Source organism: Streptomyces aurantiacus JA 4570 (assembly GCF_000414115.1).
GTDB lineage: Bacteria > Actinomycetota > Actinomycetes > Streptomycetales > Streptomycetaceae > Streptomyces > Streptomyces aurantiacus_A.
In genome coordinates this window covers 1-15,936 of the sequence record NZ_AOPZ01000067.1, presented here as the reverse complement: position 1 = coordinate 15,936, position 15,936 = coordinate 1, and the positions used below count along the sequence as shown (strand labels likewise).

The following is a 15,936-nucleotide window of genomic DNA, read 5'->3' as shown; positions in this document are numbered from 1 at the left end:
GGGCGATGTTTCTCCATCTGTGCGTGCGCACAGTTCCCCTCCTTGTTCCCGGCCCTCTGGTCAGTGGCGAGGGCCGTTGCAGAGGAAGAGGCCCTTGAGGGCCGGGAGGTTGACGCTGCGGGAGGAAAGAAACGGAACCTACGCGCGGGCCCGGTGAAGGGCGGGGTGCTGCGGTAGGCCGCAGGTAACAGAATTCGCCGGAATGCTTCTCCTGGTTCACACGGGACTGGTGGGCTGACCGCGCTCAACTCACCGATCACAGGAGGCGTGCGTGAATCTCGTCGTCAACGGCGACGCGGAGAGCGGGTCCGGCGGCACCGCCGACCCCGTCGCGACGGTCCGCGGCTGGAAGGTCGCCCAGGGAGCCCCGGCGCTCATCGCCTACAGTCTCGGCGGCGGCTACCCGACCGCGTCGGACCCCGGCCCGGCCCGCCGCGGCAGCCGGTTCTTCGCGGGCGGCAACAGCCCGCGCACCGCACTCGTGCAGGACATCGACCTGCCCAGGAGCGGCCCGACCGGACGCCGCGCCGTCGACGCGGGCAAGGTGCGGTACACCCTGGCGGGCTGGCTCGGCGGCTACGCCGGGCAGGAGGACGGCGCGCGCCTCTCCGTGGAGTTCCGCGACGCCAAGGGCACCCCGGTCGCCCTCAGCGTCCTCGGGCCCGTGAGCGCGGCCGACCGTCAGGGCAGGACCGGGCTCCTGGAGCGCACGGCCGAGGCGGCCGTGCCGCCCACCGCCCGCTCGGCACGGGTCCTGCTCGTCTTCACGCGCAGCGGCGGCGGGACCTCCAACGACGGCTACGCGGACGCCCTTTCCCTCACCCTTGAGCCCACCGGAGGCCGCCGATGACCGTCAACCGCCGTGACCTGCTCAAGTCCGCCGCGGCCGCCGGCGCGCTCAGCCTCGCCTGGCCGCTCGCCCCGGGCCTCACCCCGGCACAGGCCCGTGAGGCCGCCGAGAACCTGGGCGCCGAGTACGACCGCGCGCCCTTCACGCTCGGCGTCGCGTCCGGCGATCCGCAGCCGCACTCCGTGGTGCTGTGGACCAGACTCGCGCCCGAACCCCTCGCCGCCGAACAGAGACTTCCCGAGGTCGTCGAGGTCGAGTGGGTCGTCGCCAAGGACGCCCGGCTGCGCCGCGTCGTCGCCCGCGGCAAGGCCCCGGCGTCGGCGACGCTCGGGCACAGCGTGCACGTGCCGGTGAGCGGCCTCGCCCCCGGCCGCCACTACTGGTACGCGTTCAAGGCGCTCGGCAAGACGTCACGAGTCGGGCGTACGAAGACGGCGCCGCGCGGCCGCGTCTCCAAGGTCACCTTCGCGGCCGCCAACTGCCAGGCGTTCCACGACGGTTACTACGCGGCCCACCGGGGCATAGCCCGCGAGGACGTCGACTTCGTCGTGCACCTCGGCGACTACATCTACGAGCACGGCCAGGTCGGCGGCGTACCCGAGAAGCACGTGCGCGACCACGACGGCCCGGAGATCCTCACGCTCGCCGACTACCGCAAACGGCACGCTCTCTACAAGGGCGACAAATCGCTGCGCGAGGCACACGCCGCCCACCCGTGGTTCCTGACCTGGGACGACCACGAGGTCGTCAACGACTACAGCGGTACCGGCGGCGGCGCACCCTTCATGCGGCGGCGCGCGGCCGCGTACCAGGCGTGGTTCGAGCACATGCCGCACCGCGACTCCTTCGGCGGGTCCGCGCTGCCCGACCCCGAGATCCACCGGGTGCGGCGCTGGGGCGACCTGCTCGAGCTGGCCGTCCTCGACCTGCGTTCGTACCGCTCGGCGCAGAACCTGCCGGACGGCACGATCCTGGGTGCCGAGCAGAAGGCGTGGCTGAAGAAGACCGTCGACCGGGCGCCCGACGCCTGGCACGTGTGGGCCAACTCGATCATGCTGAGCCAGCTCCGGGGCCGTCCTGGCGGCTCGTACATGTTCACCGACCAGTGGGACGGCTTCCTCGCCGAGCGCAAGGAGGTCCTCGGGCACGTGCACAAGAGCGGCCTGGAGGACCTGGTCGTCATCACCGGTGACTGGCACTCGGCGTTCGTCGACGACGTCCGCACGGACTTCGACGAGCCGGAGTCCCCGTTGGTGGGCACGGAGTTCACCGCGCACTCGGTGACGTCGGGCGCGTACTCCGCGGAGTGGAACGCGGCCAACGGCCCGCTGATGGGCAAGGCCAATCCGCACCTGAAGTACTTCGAGGGCAACCGGTACGGCTACGACGTGTACGAGGTGACGCCGGAGCGGTTCAGCGCGCACATGCGGGTCATCGGCGACCGCCGCGACCCGCGCTCCCCCGTCAGCACGCTGACCACGTTCCACGTGGACCGGGGCAAGGCCGGTTCGTACGAGGACGAGGACACGAAGAACTCGCCCGCGCAGTACCGCAGGGACGCCGCATAGCTTCACCCAACGGCCCCGGACCCCGTGCTTTCGCCGGGTCCGGGGCACCACCCGCGAACGCCGTCCCTACTCGATGAGTCGGCGCTGGATGAGTTCCATGACCTCGGCCGGGGTGCGTTCGCCGTGGTCGACGGTGAGCAGGCGGTTGCCGATCCACACCGTGAAGCACAGCGTGCAGCGGACCTCGACCTCGTCGGGATCGGGGCAGAACTCGCCGAACAGCCGCCGCAGGTAGTTCATCCGCCGGTTGTCAACGCGCCGCAGCCGTTCCGCCACCGCGGAGTCGCGCCGCGACCAGTCGCGCACCGCGAAGTCCGTGTGGATGTCCGTGAGCAGGCCGTCCCCGGAAGCGGCGACGGAGAACAGGCGCCGCAGCCTCGTGCGCGCGTCACCGCCGCCGGCCTCGACCTTCTCGATGACGCCTGTGGTCACGTCCTGTTCCCAGGCGTCGAGCATTTCCATCAGCAGGGCCTGACGGTCGGTGAAGTGCCAGTAGAAGCCGCCCCTGGTGACGCCGAGTGCCTGTGCCAGCAACTCGATCCGCACCGCCTCCACCCCGCCGGTGGTCAAGGCCCGCAGGCCCGCGGCGATCCAACTGCTGCGCGGGGTACGCGCCACGGCCATGGTGCAGGTCACCTCTCCATCATCTGTACAGCACTGTATGGATCACCCTACTGTCGATTCCCATACAGCCCTGTATGGATCGAGGGCCGGACAAATTTTCACGGGAGGATCGACATGACGCTTCCCCCAGGCCAACGTGCCGCCGAAGGATTCCCGCGCTTCGGCACCCACTTGCATCACCCGCCCCCGCCCGTCCCCGCCGACCCGGTGATCGAGATCGGCGGCGACCTGACCGGGACCGTCACCCTCACCCCGGCCGACCTCGCGAAGCTGCCACGCCAAGAACGCGGCGCCGACTTCCACTGCGTCGCCGGATGGTCGGCGACCGGCCTCCTGTGGGAAGGCGTCACGTTCGCGGCCGTCTACCGCACGTGGATCGAACCGCTGCAGACCACGGGCGCGCCGATCAGCCATCTCACCTTCCAAGGACTCGACGGCTATCGGTCGACCGTGCTGCTCGAGGACGCCCTGGCCGACGACGTGCTCATCGCCGACCGTCTCGACGGGCAGCCGATCGACGCCGACCACGGTGCTCCGCTCCGACTGGTCAGCCCCAGCCAGTACGGCTTCGTCAGCACGAAGCACCTGTGCCGCATCGAGTGCCACACGTCCCGGCCCCCGGACCCCGACCGGTGGTCGCCCATCGCGGGACACCACCGGGCAAGGGTCTGGAAGGAGGAGCGGCACCGCCACCTTCCCGGCCGTGCGGTGCGGCCCGTCTACCGGCTGCTGATCGCGCCGATCCGCAGGCTGAGCGCACGAGGCAGCCGCACCGGGCCACGGTGACATCCGTCGCGCGGGCCCGCGTCGCCGTGCCGAGCCGTCCGCCGCGCTCGGCCGTCCGGCCCACGGCACGTGGACGAGGTTCCGCTCACGTTCCGTACCAATCACGTTCCGTAGCAACCCGCCGACGGCGCCCCTTCCGACGGGTCGAAGGACTGGCGCAGGCCGACGAGCGAGGCGGGGGTCCCAGCCCTCCTCACCGCGCAGCTGTGCGTCCACCTCCGGCATTTCGGCCACTGATCGAAACGGGCCGGGCTGCTCGTCGCGCGGGTCGGTGTACCCCCCACCCGGCATCCGCCGCGAGATAGTGCGTCTTCCGCTCCGTCTCAAACACGTGCGTCGAAAGCCTGGCGTTCGTCGTTGCCCCCCACATCACCCGGAAGGCCCCAACGCCTTTCAGCAGGCGTGCAGTTGACTACGTCCAACTCCGCGAGTACGAGGACCGCGCCACCCCCGGCCGATCTGAGCTTCGAGTCGAAGGACACGGCCATCCGGCTGGCCGGGATCACCATCGGGACGGTTGTGCGCCCTCCCCGCCCTGACCGTCGTGGAAGAGCCGGGCTTCCACGACGAGGAGACGGCCGCCAAGTCCGGCGTGCGGCGCACCGGCAGTCTCGTCTCATCATGCGCTTACCCACAGAACTCCGGCCCCCGCCGTCCGGCTCGGTTCCTCCGCCTCAACGGCCTCGGCGCCGCCCGAGGAGCCTCGCGGAGTCCAGGGCCGCGCCGACCGTACGGCCGAGGTCGTCGAACGCGCGGCGTGTGGCTTCGTCGAGTCGGGCGTGGTCGACCAGCCCGCCGCGGTGCAACGCGGCATCGTAGGGGATCACGCGCACGTTCCCGGCCCTGCGGCCGAACAGCTCGGCCGCCCCGGGAGCGTCGCCGCCCACAGCCGACACGTCGACGTCCGACAAGGCGACCGTCGCGGTGCGCGCCAGCTGCTCGTATCCGTGCCCGGACAGCCAGTCCAACTGGCCCTGAACCGCGCCGAGATGCGCCTGCCGCACGGTCGCGGTGACGACCACGTGGTCGACATCGCCCAGCAGGCCGCGAAGGCTCTCCTCCGGCGGCAGAAAGGTGCCGACGGCATCCACCACCACCGTGCCGAAGGACCTCAGCCAGTCGACGCGTCGGCGGCAGGTCCAGGTGTCGCGCCGCAACACGCCGTCGGCTGGCACTAGTGCGTACAGGAAGTGGGCGCCGCGGGAATCGGCGAGCGTGACCCAGCTGTCGGGGTGGAGCGGCACCTGTCCGGCGTCGGCGGAGAAACGGGCTGTGACCGTCGCGGCATCGGGGTCGCGCAGGCGGTATCCGACGACGCCCAGCCGTCGGTCCAACGGCAGCATGACGACGGGGTCCCGCGCGCCACGCGCCGCGCTCGCCCGGGCCGCGAGCGCGGAGGCGAGCTGTACGGCGACGGTGCTGCGCCCCGAGCTCTGGTGCGGGCTGATGGCGACGACGCAGTGCCCTGCCAGGCCGTCCGGCCGGGGCCGGAGCACCATCGGCAACGGGTCGCGCCTCCGTCGTCGGCGCCTGCGCGGGAGCGGGACGTCCCCGGGCAGCCGCAGCCACTTCCAGTCGTCAGCCGCGTCCCGGGATGCCTGTCCAATGGCGGGCGCCTGTCCGATGGCGGGCGCCTGCTCCGGCGTCACCGGGATCTGCGCACCGAACGGCTCCCAACGACTGGAGTTCCGGGGCGGCGTCCGCAGGTGCACCCCGTCGCCGACCAGATCCCGCGCGGAAGCCGAGAGCCAGTCCCGGAGCGGGGCGAAGTCCGCGTTTTGGCGCGGCAATCGGTCGCGCAACAGCGCGAGGACGCCGTCGGCCGTGGCCGGAGTGTCCGCCGGGCCGCGCAGACACCGCGCCACCATGGCCTGGACCGCCGCGTCCACCGCCGACCATGTCGGCGGCCACGAAGAGACTGCGCCCCAGGCGGCCTCGTCGAGGTCCTCCAGCGTGTCGGAGTCGCGGTGGTACCGGGGTGCGGGCCGCTCGGCACCGAGCGCCGCGTGGACCAGGATCGCAGCCAGCGCCCTGAGGTCGTCCGCGGGCCGCGCCGGATCGGCTCCCGCGTTGGGCGGTCGTCCGTCGATGGTCGCGCGGTGCCAGCCGGTGATGACGGGATGGTCGCCGGTGAGCAGGATGTGCCCCGGCGACAGACGCCCGTGGACGACGCCGGCACGATGGCTGTGCGCCAACGCCGAGGCGAGGCGCTGGCCGAGGCTGAGGGTGGCCTCGACGCCGAGCGGCCCGGCTTCGACGACGACGTCGGCCAGATGCGGCACCCGGCCACCGGTGGGCGTGGTGACCGGTGAGACGGCCGTCCAGGGGTGGGCGGTGTCCGCCTCGTGGTCGAAGAGGACGGGCAGGCAGACGTGATCGAACCTGGCGAGCGCGGCCGCCTCCACGAACACCAGATCGCTCGTGGCCTCGGCGGCGCTCTCCGCGTACGGATTGCCGTGGCGCACGGCGGCCGAGTCGCCCTCCGGGCTGCGCCCGAGATACACGCTGGTGGCCCCCGATTCCGGTGCTCCCCCCAGCAGGCGGTATCCACCGATGGTCTTGGGGTCCCGGGCCGAGAGCCCCTGCCAGGTGAACCACCCCGACCGCGGCCGGGTCGAGTACCCGACCCACGGCGCCTGGGGATAGGCAAGCCGCGATGGTCTGCGGGGTTCCTCCTCCGGCACGGGCGGCGGTTCGACCCAGTCCTGCCCCTCGGTGTCCGTCAGGCCGAGCCGCTGCAGCAGGGCCGAACCGAGCCAGGCGAAGTTCTGCGCGTGCTCCGGCAGCAGGTCGGTGCCGTCCGGGCGCGTCAGCCAAGCCGTGAATTCGGGTGCCTGGCCCATCAGTTCGCCGATGAGCGCGGACACCTGGCGGGCCGTCTCGACGACTTCGGCGGTCGGTACGGCGTCCAGCAGGATGTCGCAGGCATCCTCGGTGAACGAGAAGACGCGCTGGCTGTGCCGGAAGCTCCTGGTTCCCGCCGACGCGGCACCGTCGGGCGACGCCTGCTCGGCCTGCCGCATCAGCCCGCCGAGGAACACCTCCGACAGATGCGCTGTCGTGGCGCTCCACGGAACGGCCTCGGCGACCAGCCGCATGACGGGCACCGTGAGGGGCGCGATCGCGGCGAGATGGGCGGCCAGCCGGTATGCCTCCGGGGACGCCGTCCGGCGGAACTGCCGTACCGTCTGGTCACTGGAGACCGCGTCCGGGGCGTCGTCGCCCTCCCGGCCCGCCCGGGGGTCCCACAGGGGCAGGGCGGCGCTCGTGCCGCCGGCCACAGTCATCCGCGCCCAGGCGGCCAGTTCACGCGGTGCCGGTTCGAGGACCGGGACGGGGGTGCCGATGAACGGGCTGATCTCGGGCGGCAGCAGCGGATCCCTGATCCGCCACTCGCCGTTCGCGGCGCCCGGCTGCGGGACGTGCACCGACCAGCGCCGCACCGGGAGCGCCGAGCCCCGCCACATCCTCGCGGGGAGCGCGTGGACGACCGCGGTGGGGCCGCGGGAGGCCCAGCGGGCGAGCTGGGCCTCCATCGCTCCCGTACGCCAACCGGGGCCGGCGCCGTCCGAGATGACGACCGTCATGGTGCGCCCCGACGGGTCGTCGACGACCGCGGGCGGTACCAGGCTCCGTGACGCCCCGAAGGGCCGTGGCGACAGCATCGGCGTCCGGCCGTCCCCCAGCCTCAGGCCCCAGGTGCGAATCTGCCGGAACGCTCCCAACCGCTCGAAGAGTGCGTGCATTTCGGTGCACAACTGCTGCCACAGGAGCATCGATCCGCTGTCGTCGACGACGAGTGCCAGATCCAGCCAGCGCTCCCGTTCGGGACGTGTGACGACGTCCAGCAGACCGGTGTGGGCGATTCGATCGGCCGTGGCGGTCTCGTCTATCTCGTGCCGGCGCGGGTTGGGGCGGTAGCGCTTCAGCGGGCGCAGCGCCCGGGCCGTCACCAGCAGGCCGGACAGGGAGCGCGGGTGCGAGATGCGCAGGGCAAGGGCTCTGGGAGGTTCGGGCGCGGGCGGCGCCTCGGGCAGCTCTCCCTCGGTATCGGCATCGGCATCGGCATCGGCATCGCTCCCTCGGTATCGGCATCGGCATCGGCATCGGCATCGCTCTGGGAACCGGCGTCGCCGGGTGGCGTGTCGGCGTCGTCGGTCCCGCTGTCCGCCTCGGGCTGCTCGGCTGTCGCATGGAGTTCGGACGGCCCCTCCTCCTCGTGCAGCGAGGGCGGCAGCATTGCTTCGGGCGCGGTGCCCGTGTCCGCCCCCGCGTCCTCGGACGGCGGCGCGCCGCCCCCGCTCTCCCGCAGGAGCGCCAGTGCGAGCGGCGCGTTCTCCCCCTGGGGGACGCGCTGCGCGAGCCACAGCACCTCGGCCAGCTCCACCGCGGTCGTCTGCTCGCGGAGGTGCTGGAGAATGCGCAGGACCCGCTCCGGCATGCCTATACCGATCCGCCCAGTTGGTGGAGCACCGCTTCGAGCAGCCCCTTGGCGTCGAGGTCCACGCCGCCGAGGCGGAGATGTGCCGCGTTGAGCAGCTGGTCGGTGGCCAGTTCCCCGGGGGCGCGGCGTGCCAGGAACAGCCCGATGAGGTCGTCCACCCGCGGTACCGCGTCGGGGCCGAGATGGGCGGCGACGATGGCACGCAGCCGCCGTTCGTCGGGGTCGGGCAGGTCGAGCCGCAGACAGCGCCGCAGGAAGGCGGGCGGGAACTCGCGTTCACCATTGCTGGTGATCACCACGACGGGGAACTCACGGCACCGGACGAGGCCGCCCACCACGACATGCGGGTCGCTTCCGTGCGCGGTGTGTACCGATGCCTGGTTCTGCCCGGCCGGCAGCCGGGAGAGTTCGGGGATCTCGAACTCTCCCTCCTCGAAGACGGTCAGCAGATCGTTGGGCAGGTCGACGTCGCCCTTGTCGAGTTCGTCGATGAGCAGCACCCGGGGATGCTCGCCCGGTACGAGGGCGGTGCCGAGCGGACCGAGCCGGATGAACTGACCGATGTCCGGCGGCTGCGTGCCCTGGTCCTGGCTCAGGCTGGTCTCCCGCAGGCGTCCCACCGCGTCGTACTGGTAGAGCGCCTCGGCCAGCGTGGACCGGCTGTTCACCGGCCAGCGCAGCACTTTGCCGAGCGACAGCTCGTGCGCGATGGCGTACGCGAGCGAGGACTTGCCTGTCCCAGGATGCCCGGTCACCAGCAGCGGGCGGCGCAGATGCAGTGCGGCGTTGACCACGTCGATCTGCGGCTGGTCGATGAGGTACGGGCGGTGCGGGTCGGCGGGCACCGCGCCGGACTCCCGCTCGTCGAGGCCGAAGCGGCGCCAGGGGGGCGGCTCGGGCAGCAGCAGTGGCCGCACCTGGCCGTCGCCCCGGAAAAGGCGCCAGTCGTCGGCCGATGCGGCCTGCCCCGTGTCGGTCACATCGGTCATGGGGCACTCTCCTCGACGGTGGGATCGATCCACAGGGCCCGTGGCGGCGGGCGGGACGCGTCGTCCCACACCAGGGCGGGGGCGAGGACACCGGCCCTGTCCCCCTCGGCGAGCGCGCGGGCCCGGTGCTGCCGCACCCGGTGCGGCAGACTGCGGACCGCACCGTTGAGCAGTAGCGCCGTGAGTTGGTCACCGGGGACGGCCTGCCGGTCCCAGACGACCACGGGAACCCCGAGCACGAGGCATGCCGCGCGCAGCGCGGCCCGGTGCTGCGGCGGGCAGTCGATGATGACGCGGGCTACCGCGAGGTCGGCCTTGAGCAGCCCGTACACCTGACGGGGCGTCGTGTGCCGGTGGTCGATGCGCAGCAGTCCGCCGCGGTCGATGGCGGCCCAGCGCGACCGCCAGTTCTGCAGGGAGTCCGGTGCCCGGTTGCGTACTTCGGGGCAGCGGACGACCAAGGCGTACTCCGCGCCCAGGACGACCGGCACTTCGTAGGGCGCGGCCTCCTCCTCCCACTGGTCGACGGCGACGTCCAGGTCCTCCGGATCGAGCAGGACCTCGACGACCGGCAGCACGGCGGCAGCTGCGGCCGACGCCGTCTCGCGGACGAGCACGTGGTGCACCAGGCGGGCGATCTCCGCGGGCACGCGCGGTGCGTCGTCGGCCACGACCTGCCGCTCGGTGCCACTGCTTCCGGTACCCGGGTCGTACCAGGCCGTACACCGGTACGTCTCGCCGGAGCAGCGGGTGAGGTGGACAGTCAGCCGCGGGCTGGGCGGCTCGGTGCGCTCGCGCCGCCGCCGTGCCCAGTCGGCGCCGTCGTCACGGCGCTCGCCCAGCGCCTCCCGTCCCACCCCGAGCCGGTGGGCGACCTGCTCGGACCACTTCCAGAATTCCCGCGTCTGCTTCGGTGTACAGGTGGCGGCCAGGTACTCCACTGCGCGCAGCAACGCCGGCACCCGGGGCGACCAGTCAGGCACGGGCGCGCTGTCCCCCCAGTACTCCTCGAGTGCCTCGATCAGCCGCTCCGCGTCGCCAGCGGTCGCGGGGCCCGCGGTGCCGGGGCCGGGCCGCTCGTGCGGCGAGTCCACGGGGTCGAGCGGTTCGTCGAAGAGCGTGGTGTGCGGAAGGGCCTCGCGAGCTGCTTCCGGCAAGCGCGCCCGGAGGTCCTCGGTCAGCAGGTCCAGCAGCCATGCGTACTCACGGACGGACAACAGGCCGGGCACGAGGGCAGCCCGCCCGAAGGCCAGCAGCTTCTGGGCATCCTGCCTGTCGTCGGCGGGAAGGCCCTCCACCAGTGTGGCGATGCCCCGGGGGCGGGTGAGGAGGATCTCCACGATCTCGTCCACCGAGGGGGTGGCCTCGGTGATGTCCAGATCCAGCTCATCGGCGAGCCGTCGGCCCTGCGCCATGCGTGTGCCGGGGTCGGGGAGCAGCCCGCCGACCAGGGCGGTGAGACTGTGCCGGGTGGCGGGATCCACCGGGGCGAGCGGCCGTTCGCCGGGCGGGGCGGCGGCGGGCTCGGCCGCCGCCGTGGGCGGCGTACCGGCGTGCAGTTCGGCATGGATGGCCTGCCAGGGCAGGACAATGGTTCTGCGGATCACCTGGGCGGCGGCGAACCCACCAGGGGGCGGTTCCATGACACCCAGGACGATGCCGACCGCGGCCCCGTGGTCCTCGCACCACAACGGGCCCCCGCTGTAGCCCGGTCCGATGGCCGCTCCGCGCAGCTCGGCGTCGACGAAGCCGAGCGACTCGTCGCACAACTGCACGGAGCCGTCGGCGTACGTGAACGGCTGACCGGCCGCGTACCACGCCCGCACCTGCTGGCCACGGGCCATCTTCGCCCAGTCCACCGGCCGTGAGAATTCCGGTGCCGCGCCCTCCAGTTGCAGCACCGCGAGGTCGCCGTACCAGATGGCGTCCCCGGTCCGGGCGGGCTGGGACGCGGCCGCGCCCGGGGCCGCACGGCGAGCGGGTATCCACGCGCCGGTGCGGGCGACGAGCGGGGCACCCGGGTCCCCGCCGGGGAAGGACACCTCGACCTGTGCGCCCGCGGGTTCGTCCTGGGTGAACCAGTCCCGGCCGAGGGCCTCGTTGACGACATGGGAGCAGGTGAGAACGCGCCCCTCACCGAGGTACACACCGCTGCCGACTACCTCACCGCGGGCGGCACCGAGCACGCAGACCAGGGAAGGGCGGGCCCCCGCGTCCGCCGTGCGCAGCCACCGCCGCGTTCTACCCAGCACGGACACCGGTCGCGGATCCGGCGGCCGAATCCACGTCCGCGACAGCCGGGGCCGGTGCGGCCGGCGACGCCAGATGCCAGTTCGCGGTGATCACCATGGTGGCTTCGCCGGTGGCGCCGACCACGCCGAGCTTCAGGTCCTGGCTGACACGCAGTCCGAAGCTGACGGACAGTTCGTCGGGGGCGTCCGGCACGGTGGCGACCGTGTCGTGCACGCGCTGCAGCAGGGGCACCAGCGGGGCCAGCAGTGTGCCGAGCGCGCCTTCGGTGGCCGCCATGACCCGCCCGCCCCTCGCCACCGGACGGGACGTGCCGAACCCCGGCACCGCCCCTTCGTCATCGGTCTCGCCCTCCGTGCCCGCGAGGGCCGCGGGAAGGGGGGCGAAGACCTGAAGAGCGAGCAACGTCCCGTCATCGAAAGCGAATTCGACGAAGTCAGTCATCCTGGCAGTCTGCCCGAAAAGCCCCAGGAGCAAGGGCCAATCAGCGAGATCCGGGGCCGACGTCGGCCCGCGTCCGGCACCAACCGGTCGAAGGCCATGCCCGGCGGGTAGGTTCCCGCTTCAAGGGGGTGTGCGCACAGGGTTTGTTCACGGCGAACGCCGACACCGATTTCTCCTGTAGCGGAAGGGCGTGAGCAAGTCCGTGCTGAAGCGACGGCCACAGACAGAATCGCCACCGAAAGCGGGTACGGAGCACGCCAACACGATCGACGGCTCGGCTCAGGTCTGGGGGCCGTCCATCCAGGCGCGGGAGGTGTACGGGGGAGTCCACCTCCATCGCACCGAGTCGTCCCGCCTTCCCGTACCGCGGCAGCTGCCACCCGTATCCGCGCATTTCGTCGGGCGCGAGGAGGATCTGGCGGCTCTGCACGACCGTCGCGCCCGCCATCCCTCCACGTCGCCCCTGCTCATAGTGGTCAGCGGCGCCGCGGGCGTCGGCAAGACGGCGCTTGTCTCACGGTGGCTCGGGAGCCTCGCGAGGGAGTTTCCCGACGGTCAGGTGTACGCGGACCTCGGTGGCTTCTCGCCCTCCGGTCCACTGGACCCGAGCGGTGTACTGGAAAGGTTCTTGCGCGCGTTGGGAGCACCCGAGGTTCCGGTACAAGCTGATGAACGCGTTACGTTGTGGCGATCCCTCACCGCGCAGCTGCGCGTGGCCGTCATGCTGGACAACGCGCTCACGGCTGCTCAGGTGCGGCCCCTGCTGCCTGGCGGGCGCGAAAGCGTTGTCGTGGTCACCAGCAGGCGGCGGATGAGCGGCCTGGTCGGCGATGGCGCGTCCCTCCACCAGCTGAATCCGCTGAGTCCCGCAGCCGCCATGGAACTGCTCCGCCGCGGTGGCGGCAGCCGGGTCGCGCAGGAGCCGCAGGCCGCGCGGGACGTGGTGACCCTGTGCGCGCACCTGCCCATGGCCCTTTGTCTGGCCGCCGCACAGCTGGCTGCTCGCCCCCGGCAGCCGGTGTCGGCCATGGCTGACACGCTCTCCCGTGGTCAAGGTCCGCTGGAGGCATTACGTGTGGAAGGAGCGGCGGCGATCCGCATGGCTTTGGATGAGTCCTATCGCTTGCTCCCGCGCGACGTCGCGCGAACGTACCGGTGCATGGGGCTTCTGCCCGTCACCCGCTTCGACACGGACATGGTCGCCGCTGCCTGTGCGAACTCCCTGGATGGAGCGGATCAGGAGCTGGACGTCCTCGTCGAGACGAATCTGTTGGAGGACCTCGGTACAGAGGGCTACCGCTTCCACGATTTGGTGCTCGCCCATGCCCGGCAGCGCGCCGAAGCCGAGGAGACGTCCGCTGCACGCGCGACAGTGCTGCGGCGTTTCGTGGACTGGTGCCTGTTCACGGCCACGGCGGCCGACGCCCTGCTCTCGCCACGGAACCGGGGCCTGGCACGCACCTATGCGCACCCTCCGGCCGAACCGGTCCCGTTCCGGGATTCCCACGAGGCACTGACGTGGCTGGACACCCACCGCACATGCCTCATGGCCGCCGTACGCCACAGCGCCGCAGCGCAGTGGGACACCGCCTGCTGGCAACTGGTCGACGCCATCTGGCCGCTCTTTCTCCGGCTGCGGCCCGCGGACTTGTGGATCGAGGCCCACGAGATCGGACTCGCGGCCGCACGACGAGCCGGCGACCGCCGGGCCGAGGGCCGGATGCTGACCGGCGGCGGAAGCGGGTTCCGCAATGCGGGCCGGGCCGACCAGGCCGCCTCCTGGTACGAGCAGGCGCTTCGACACGCGGAAGAGGACGAGGATCCGCGTCAGCAGGCGCAGGCGCTCAACGGTCTGGGCGAGGCGCACTTGCTGGCCGGGCGGCTCGACCAGGCCGAGGACGGCCTCAGCCAGGCCCTCCTCCTACGCGAGACCATCGGCTACGAGCGCGGAGTGGCACTGTCCCGGCTGGGCATCGGTCTGGTCGCGATGGCCCGGCAGCACTACACCGAGGCCACCGGCCACCTGGCTCGGGCCCGCGCCGGGCTGCTGGCCGTCGGGGACAGGTACGACGCCGCCCGGGCCCTGGCGTTCCTCGGACAAGCCGCCGCCTGTGCCGGGGACCACGACGACGGTGTCCGCCAACTTCGGCGGGCATCAGCCGAGTTCAAGGCGACGGGTTCCCTGCACGGGCAGGCTCGCACCCTGGAAATGCTCGGCCAAGCCGCTCAGGGGCAGGGCGCTCGGGACGAAGCCCGACAGTGTTATGAGCAAGCCTTGACGATCTACCGCTCCCTCAGCCCCAGCGATGCCCAGCGCTTGGAGGACCTGCTCCAGGCACCATGACGCCGTGTCGGGTCATGCCCGCGCCACGCTGTACCAACCCACCGACGGCGCCCCCTCCGACGGGTCGAAGGACTGGTGCAGGCCGACGAGCGCGCTCACCAGGCGGGGGTCCCAGCCCTCCTCCCGGACCTCGTACTCGTCGGCGATGCCCCGGAAGACGAGGTGGACGCGGCCGGAGGCGTCGCGCCAGGTCACCCGGCGGGGCGGGCCGAAGCCGCCGTCGCCCTCGGCGAAGATCGCCATGATCGCGGACACCCAGCTGAGCATCAGCCCCCAGGGCCACCACACCGCCCACCAGAACAGGCGGCCCTTGCGGCCGCGCACGGCCGGGCCCGCGGTGGGCTCCACGATCCACTCGGGCCGGGCGAACGGGCGGCGGCGGTAGGTGATCCGGCCGAGCGGGGCGCCGTACCCGTCGTCGACGAGGTACACGGCCTGTCCCCGGCCCGGCTGCCGCTCGGTCCGGACGCGGGCCAGCGGGGCCTGCTCGTCCACGCTGATGTGGAAGGTGCGTACGGACGCGTGCCATCCGCCTGCCGGGGCACCGCGGCCGTGGTCGGGCTCGTGGTCGCGGCGCAGCCAGGCCAGTTCACCGCCGTCACGCGACTTCTGGGGCGGCCGCCAGTTGACGATCCGCGGTGGATCCGTGCGGTAGTCCACCCGGTACGACATGAGCTGCTGCGCCACGTTGTGCCTCTCCCCGTCTCCCCGTAGATGCGGCGGTACCGCATGCTCTCATCCGCGCGCGGAGGGGCCCCCGGGGCCCCCGGGGCTCGCGAGGCCCACCTCGTACGCGAAGATGATCGCCTGCGCTCGGTCCCGCAGGGACAGCTTGGCCAGCAGGGCGTTCATGTGGGTCTTCACGGTGGAGCGGCCGATGCCGAGGGCCGCCGCGATCTCGGGGTTGCTGAGGCCGCGGGCCACCTCGCGCAGGACGTCGCGTTCGCGCCCGGTGAGGGCGTCGAGGCGGCCGTCCGGGCGGGCTCTCGGGCCGACCGCGCCGGTGGCGAAGGCGTCGATGAGGCGGCGGGTGATCTCGGGGGCGAGGAGCGCCTCGCCCCCGGCGACCGTGCGGATGGCGTCGACGAGTTCCTGGGGTTCGCAGTCCTTGAGCAGGAATCCGGACGCGCCGCCGCGCAGCGCGGAGAAGACGTACTCGTCGCGGCGGAACGTGGTGAGGACGAGGACCCGCACGGGCGGGTCCATCGCGGTCAGCAGGCGCGTCGCGGTCAGGCCGTCCATGCCCGGCATGCGGATGTCCATCAGGACCACGTCGGGGCAGGACCACGTCGGGGCGGCAGGCGCGGGCGAGTTCCAGCGCCTCGGCGCCGTCCGCCGCTTGCGCGGACACGGTCAGGTCGGGTTCGGCGTCGATGACGGCCGCGAATCCGACGCGGACCACAGCCTGGTCGTCCACGACGACCACGCGGACGGTCATGCGTCTGCCTCCTTCATGGCGGGGATGTCGTCGACGGCTTCGGGCACCGGCACCGGCACCGGCACCGGCACCGGCACCGGCACCACAGAAGCAGGCGCATCCGGCTCCTCCAGCGCGTCCAGAAGGTCCCGCAGGCCCGCCAGCGCCTTGCGCGCCCCGCCGGTGACCTCGGTCAGTGCCGTCCGCACGGGCGGCCCCC

General features: G+C 72.3%; 11 protein-coding genes and 2 pseudogenes. 4 read left to right on the top strand and 9 right to left on the bottom strand.

Going from position 1 to position 15,936, the window contains the following annotated elements; all coding sequences use genetic code 11:
• Positions 1–271: 271 nt before the first annotated feature.
• Positions 272–850 carry a hypothetical protein gene (locus tag STRAU_RS08565; protein ID WP_016639869.1) on the top strand — a complete coding sequence of 193 codons (579 nt, stop codon included), beginning with the start codon at positions 272–274 and terminating at the stop codon, positions 848–850.
• A complete protein-coding gene (locus STRAU_RS08560) occupies positions 847–2,418 on the top strand; it encodes an alkaline phosphatase D family protein (protein WP_016639868.1) in 1,572 nt (523 codons plus the stop codon). Before STRAU_RS08565 ends, STRAU_RS08560 begins: the two co-directional genes overlap by 4 nt.
• 66 nt (positions 2,419–2,484) lie before the next feature.
• On the opposite strand, the gene STRAU_RS08555 is transcribed toward STRAU_RS08560, so the two are convergent.
• Positions 2,485–3,042 (bottom strand): TetR/AcrR family transcriptional regulator, encoded by a 558-nt coding sequence (locus STRAU_RS08555; protein ID WP_037658295.1) that lies wholly within the window; start codon positions 3,040–3,042, stop codon positions 2,485–2,487.
• 114 nt (positions 3,043–3,156) lie between these two features.
• Between STRAU_RS08555 and STRAU_RS08550 the strand changes: the two genes are divergently transcribed.
• On the top strand, positions 3,157–3,828 hold the full coding sequence (locus STRAU_RS08550; RefSeq protein WP_016639867.1) for a molybdopterin-dependent oxidoreductase: 672 nt from the start codon (positions 3,157–3,159) through the stop codon (positions 3,826–3,828).
• Between the two features lie 674 nt (positions 3,829–4,502).
• Here the strand turns inward: STRAU_RS08550 and STRAU_RS38930 are convergent.
• The 5 genes from STRAU_RS38930 to STRAU_RS08530 are packed head-to-tail and all read right to left on the bottom strand — an operon-like array spanning position 4,503 to position 11,955.
• Entirely contained in the window at positions 4,503–7,865 is a 3,363-nt protein-coding gene (locus STRAU_RS38930) for an SAV_2336 N-terminal domain-related protein (protein ID WP_310592233.1), read from the bottom strand.
• Positions 7,778–8,269 (bottom strand): hypothetical protein, encoded by a 492-nt coding sequence (locus STRAU_RS38925; protein ID WP_016639863.1) that lies wholly within the window; start codon positions 8,267–8,269, stop codon positions 7,778–7,780. The genes STRAU_RS38930 and STRAU_RS38925 overlap by 88 nt, the downstream gene beginning before the upstream one ends.
• Before the next feature lie 2 nt (positions 8,270–8,271).
• A complete protein-coding gene (locus STRAU_RS08540) occupies positions 8,272–9,261 on the bottom strand; it encodes an AAA family ATPase (RefSeq protein ID WP_016639862.1) in 990 nt (329 codons plus the stop codon).
• Positions 9,258–11,519, bottom strand: a complete 2,262-nt coding sequence (locus STRAU_RS08535; RefSeq protein WP_037658239.1) for a VMAP-C domain-containing protein — start codon at positions 11,517–11,519, stop codon at positions 9,258–9,260. The genes STRAU_RS08540 and STRAU_RS08535 overlap by 4 nt, the downstream gene beginning before the upstream one ends.
• Positions 11,503–11,955: a CU044_2847 family protein gene (locus STRAU_RS08530; RefSeq protein WP_016639860.1), complete on the bottom strand. Its 453-nt coding sequence runs from the start codon at positions 11,953–11,955 to the stop codon at positions 11,503–11,505. The genes STRAU_RS08535 and STRAU_RS08530 overlap by 17 nt, the downstream gene beginning before the upstream one ends.
• Before the next feature lie 190 nt (positions 11,956–12,145).
• Here STRAU_RS08530 and STRAU_RS08525 point away from each other — a divergent pair, with 190 nt between their 5' ends.
• Positions 12,146–14,299, top strand: coding sequence for a tetratricopeptide repeat protein (locus STRAU_RS08525; RefSeq protein WP_259299861.1), 2,154 nt, complete (start codon positions 12,146–12,148; stop codon positions 14,297–14,299).
• A gap of 12 nt (positions 14,300–14,311) precedes the next feature.
• On the opposite strand, the gene STRAU_RS38920 is transcribed toward STRAU_RS08525, so the two are convergent.
• The 3 genes and pseudogenes from STRAU_RS38920 to STRAU_RS42315 form a co-directional block, all read right to left on the bottom strand.
• The gene (locus STRAU_RS38920) at positions 14,312–14,986 is read right to left on the bottom strand and encodes a hypothetical protein (protein ID WP_016639858.1); all 675 of its coding nucleotides are present in this window, start codon (positions 14,984–14,986) and stop codon (positions 14,312–14,314) included.
• A 48-nt stretch (positions 14,987–15,034) separates the two neighbouring features.
• Positions 15,035–15,737 (bottom strand): annotated as a pseudogene (locus tag STRAU_RS08515) (response regulator).
• A pseudogene (locus STRAU_RS42315) lies at positions 15,734–15,936 on the bottom strand (hypothetical protein); the annotation flags it as partial. The pseudogenes STRAU_RS08515 and STRAU_RS42315, both read right to left, overlap by 4 nt.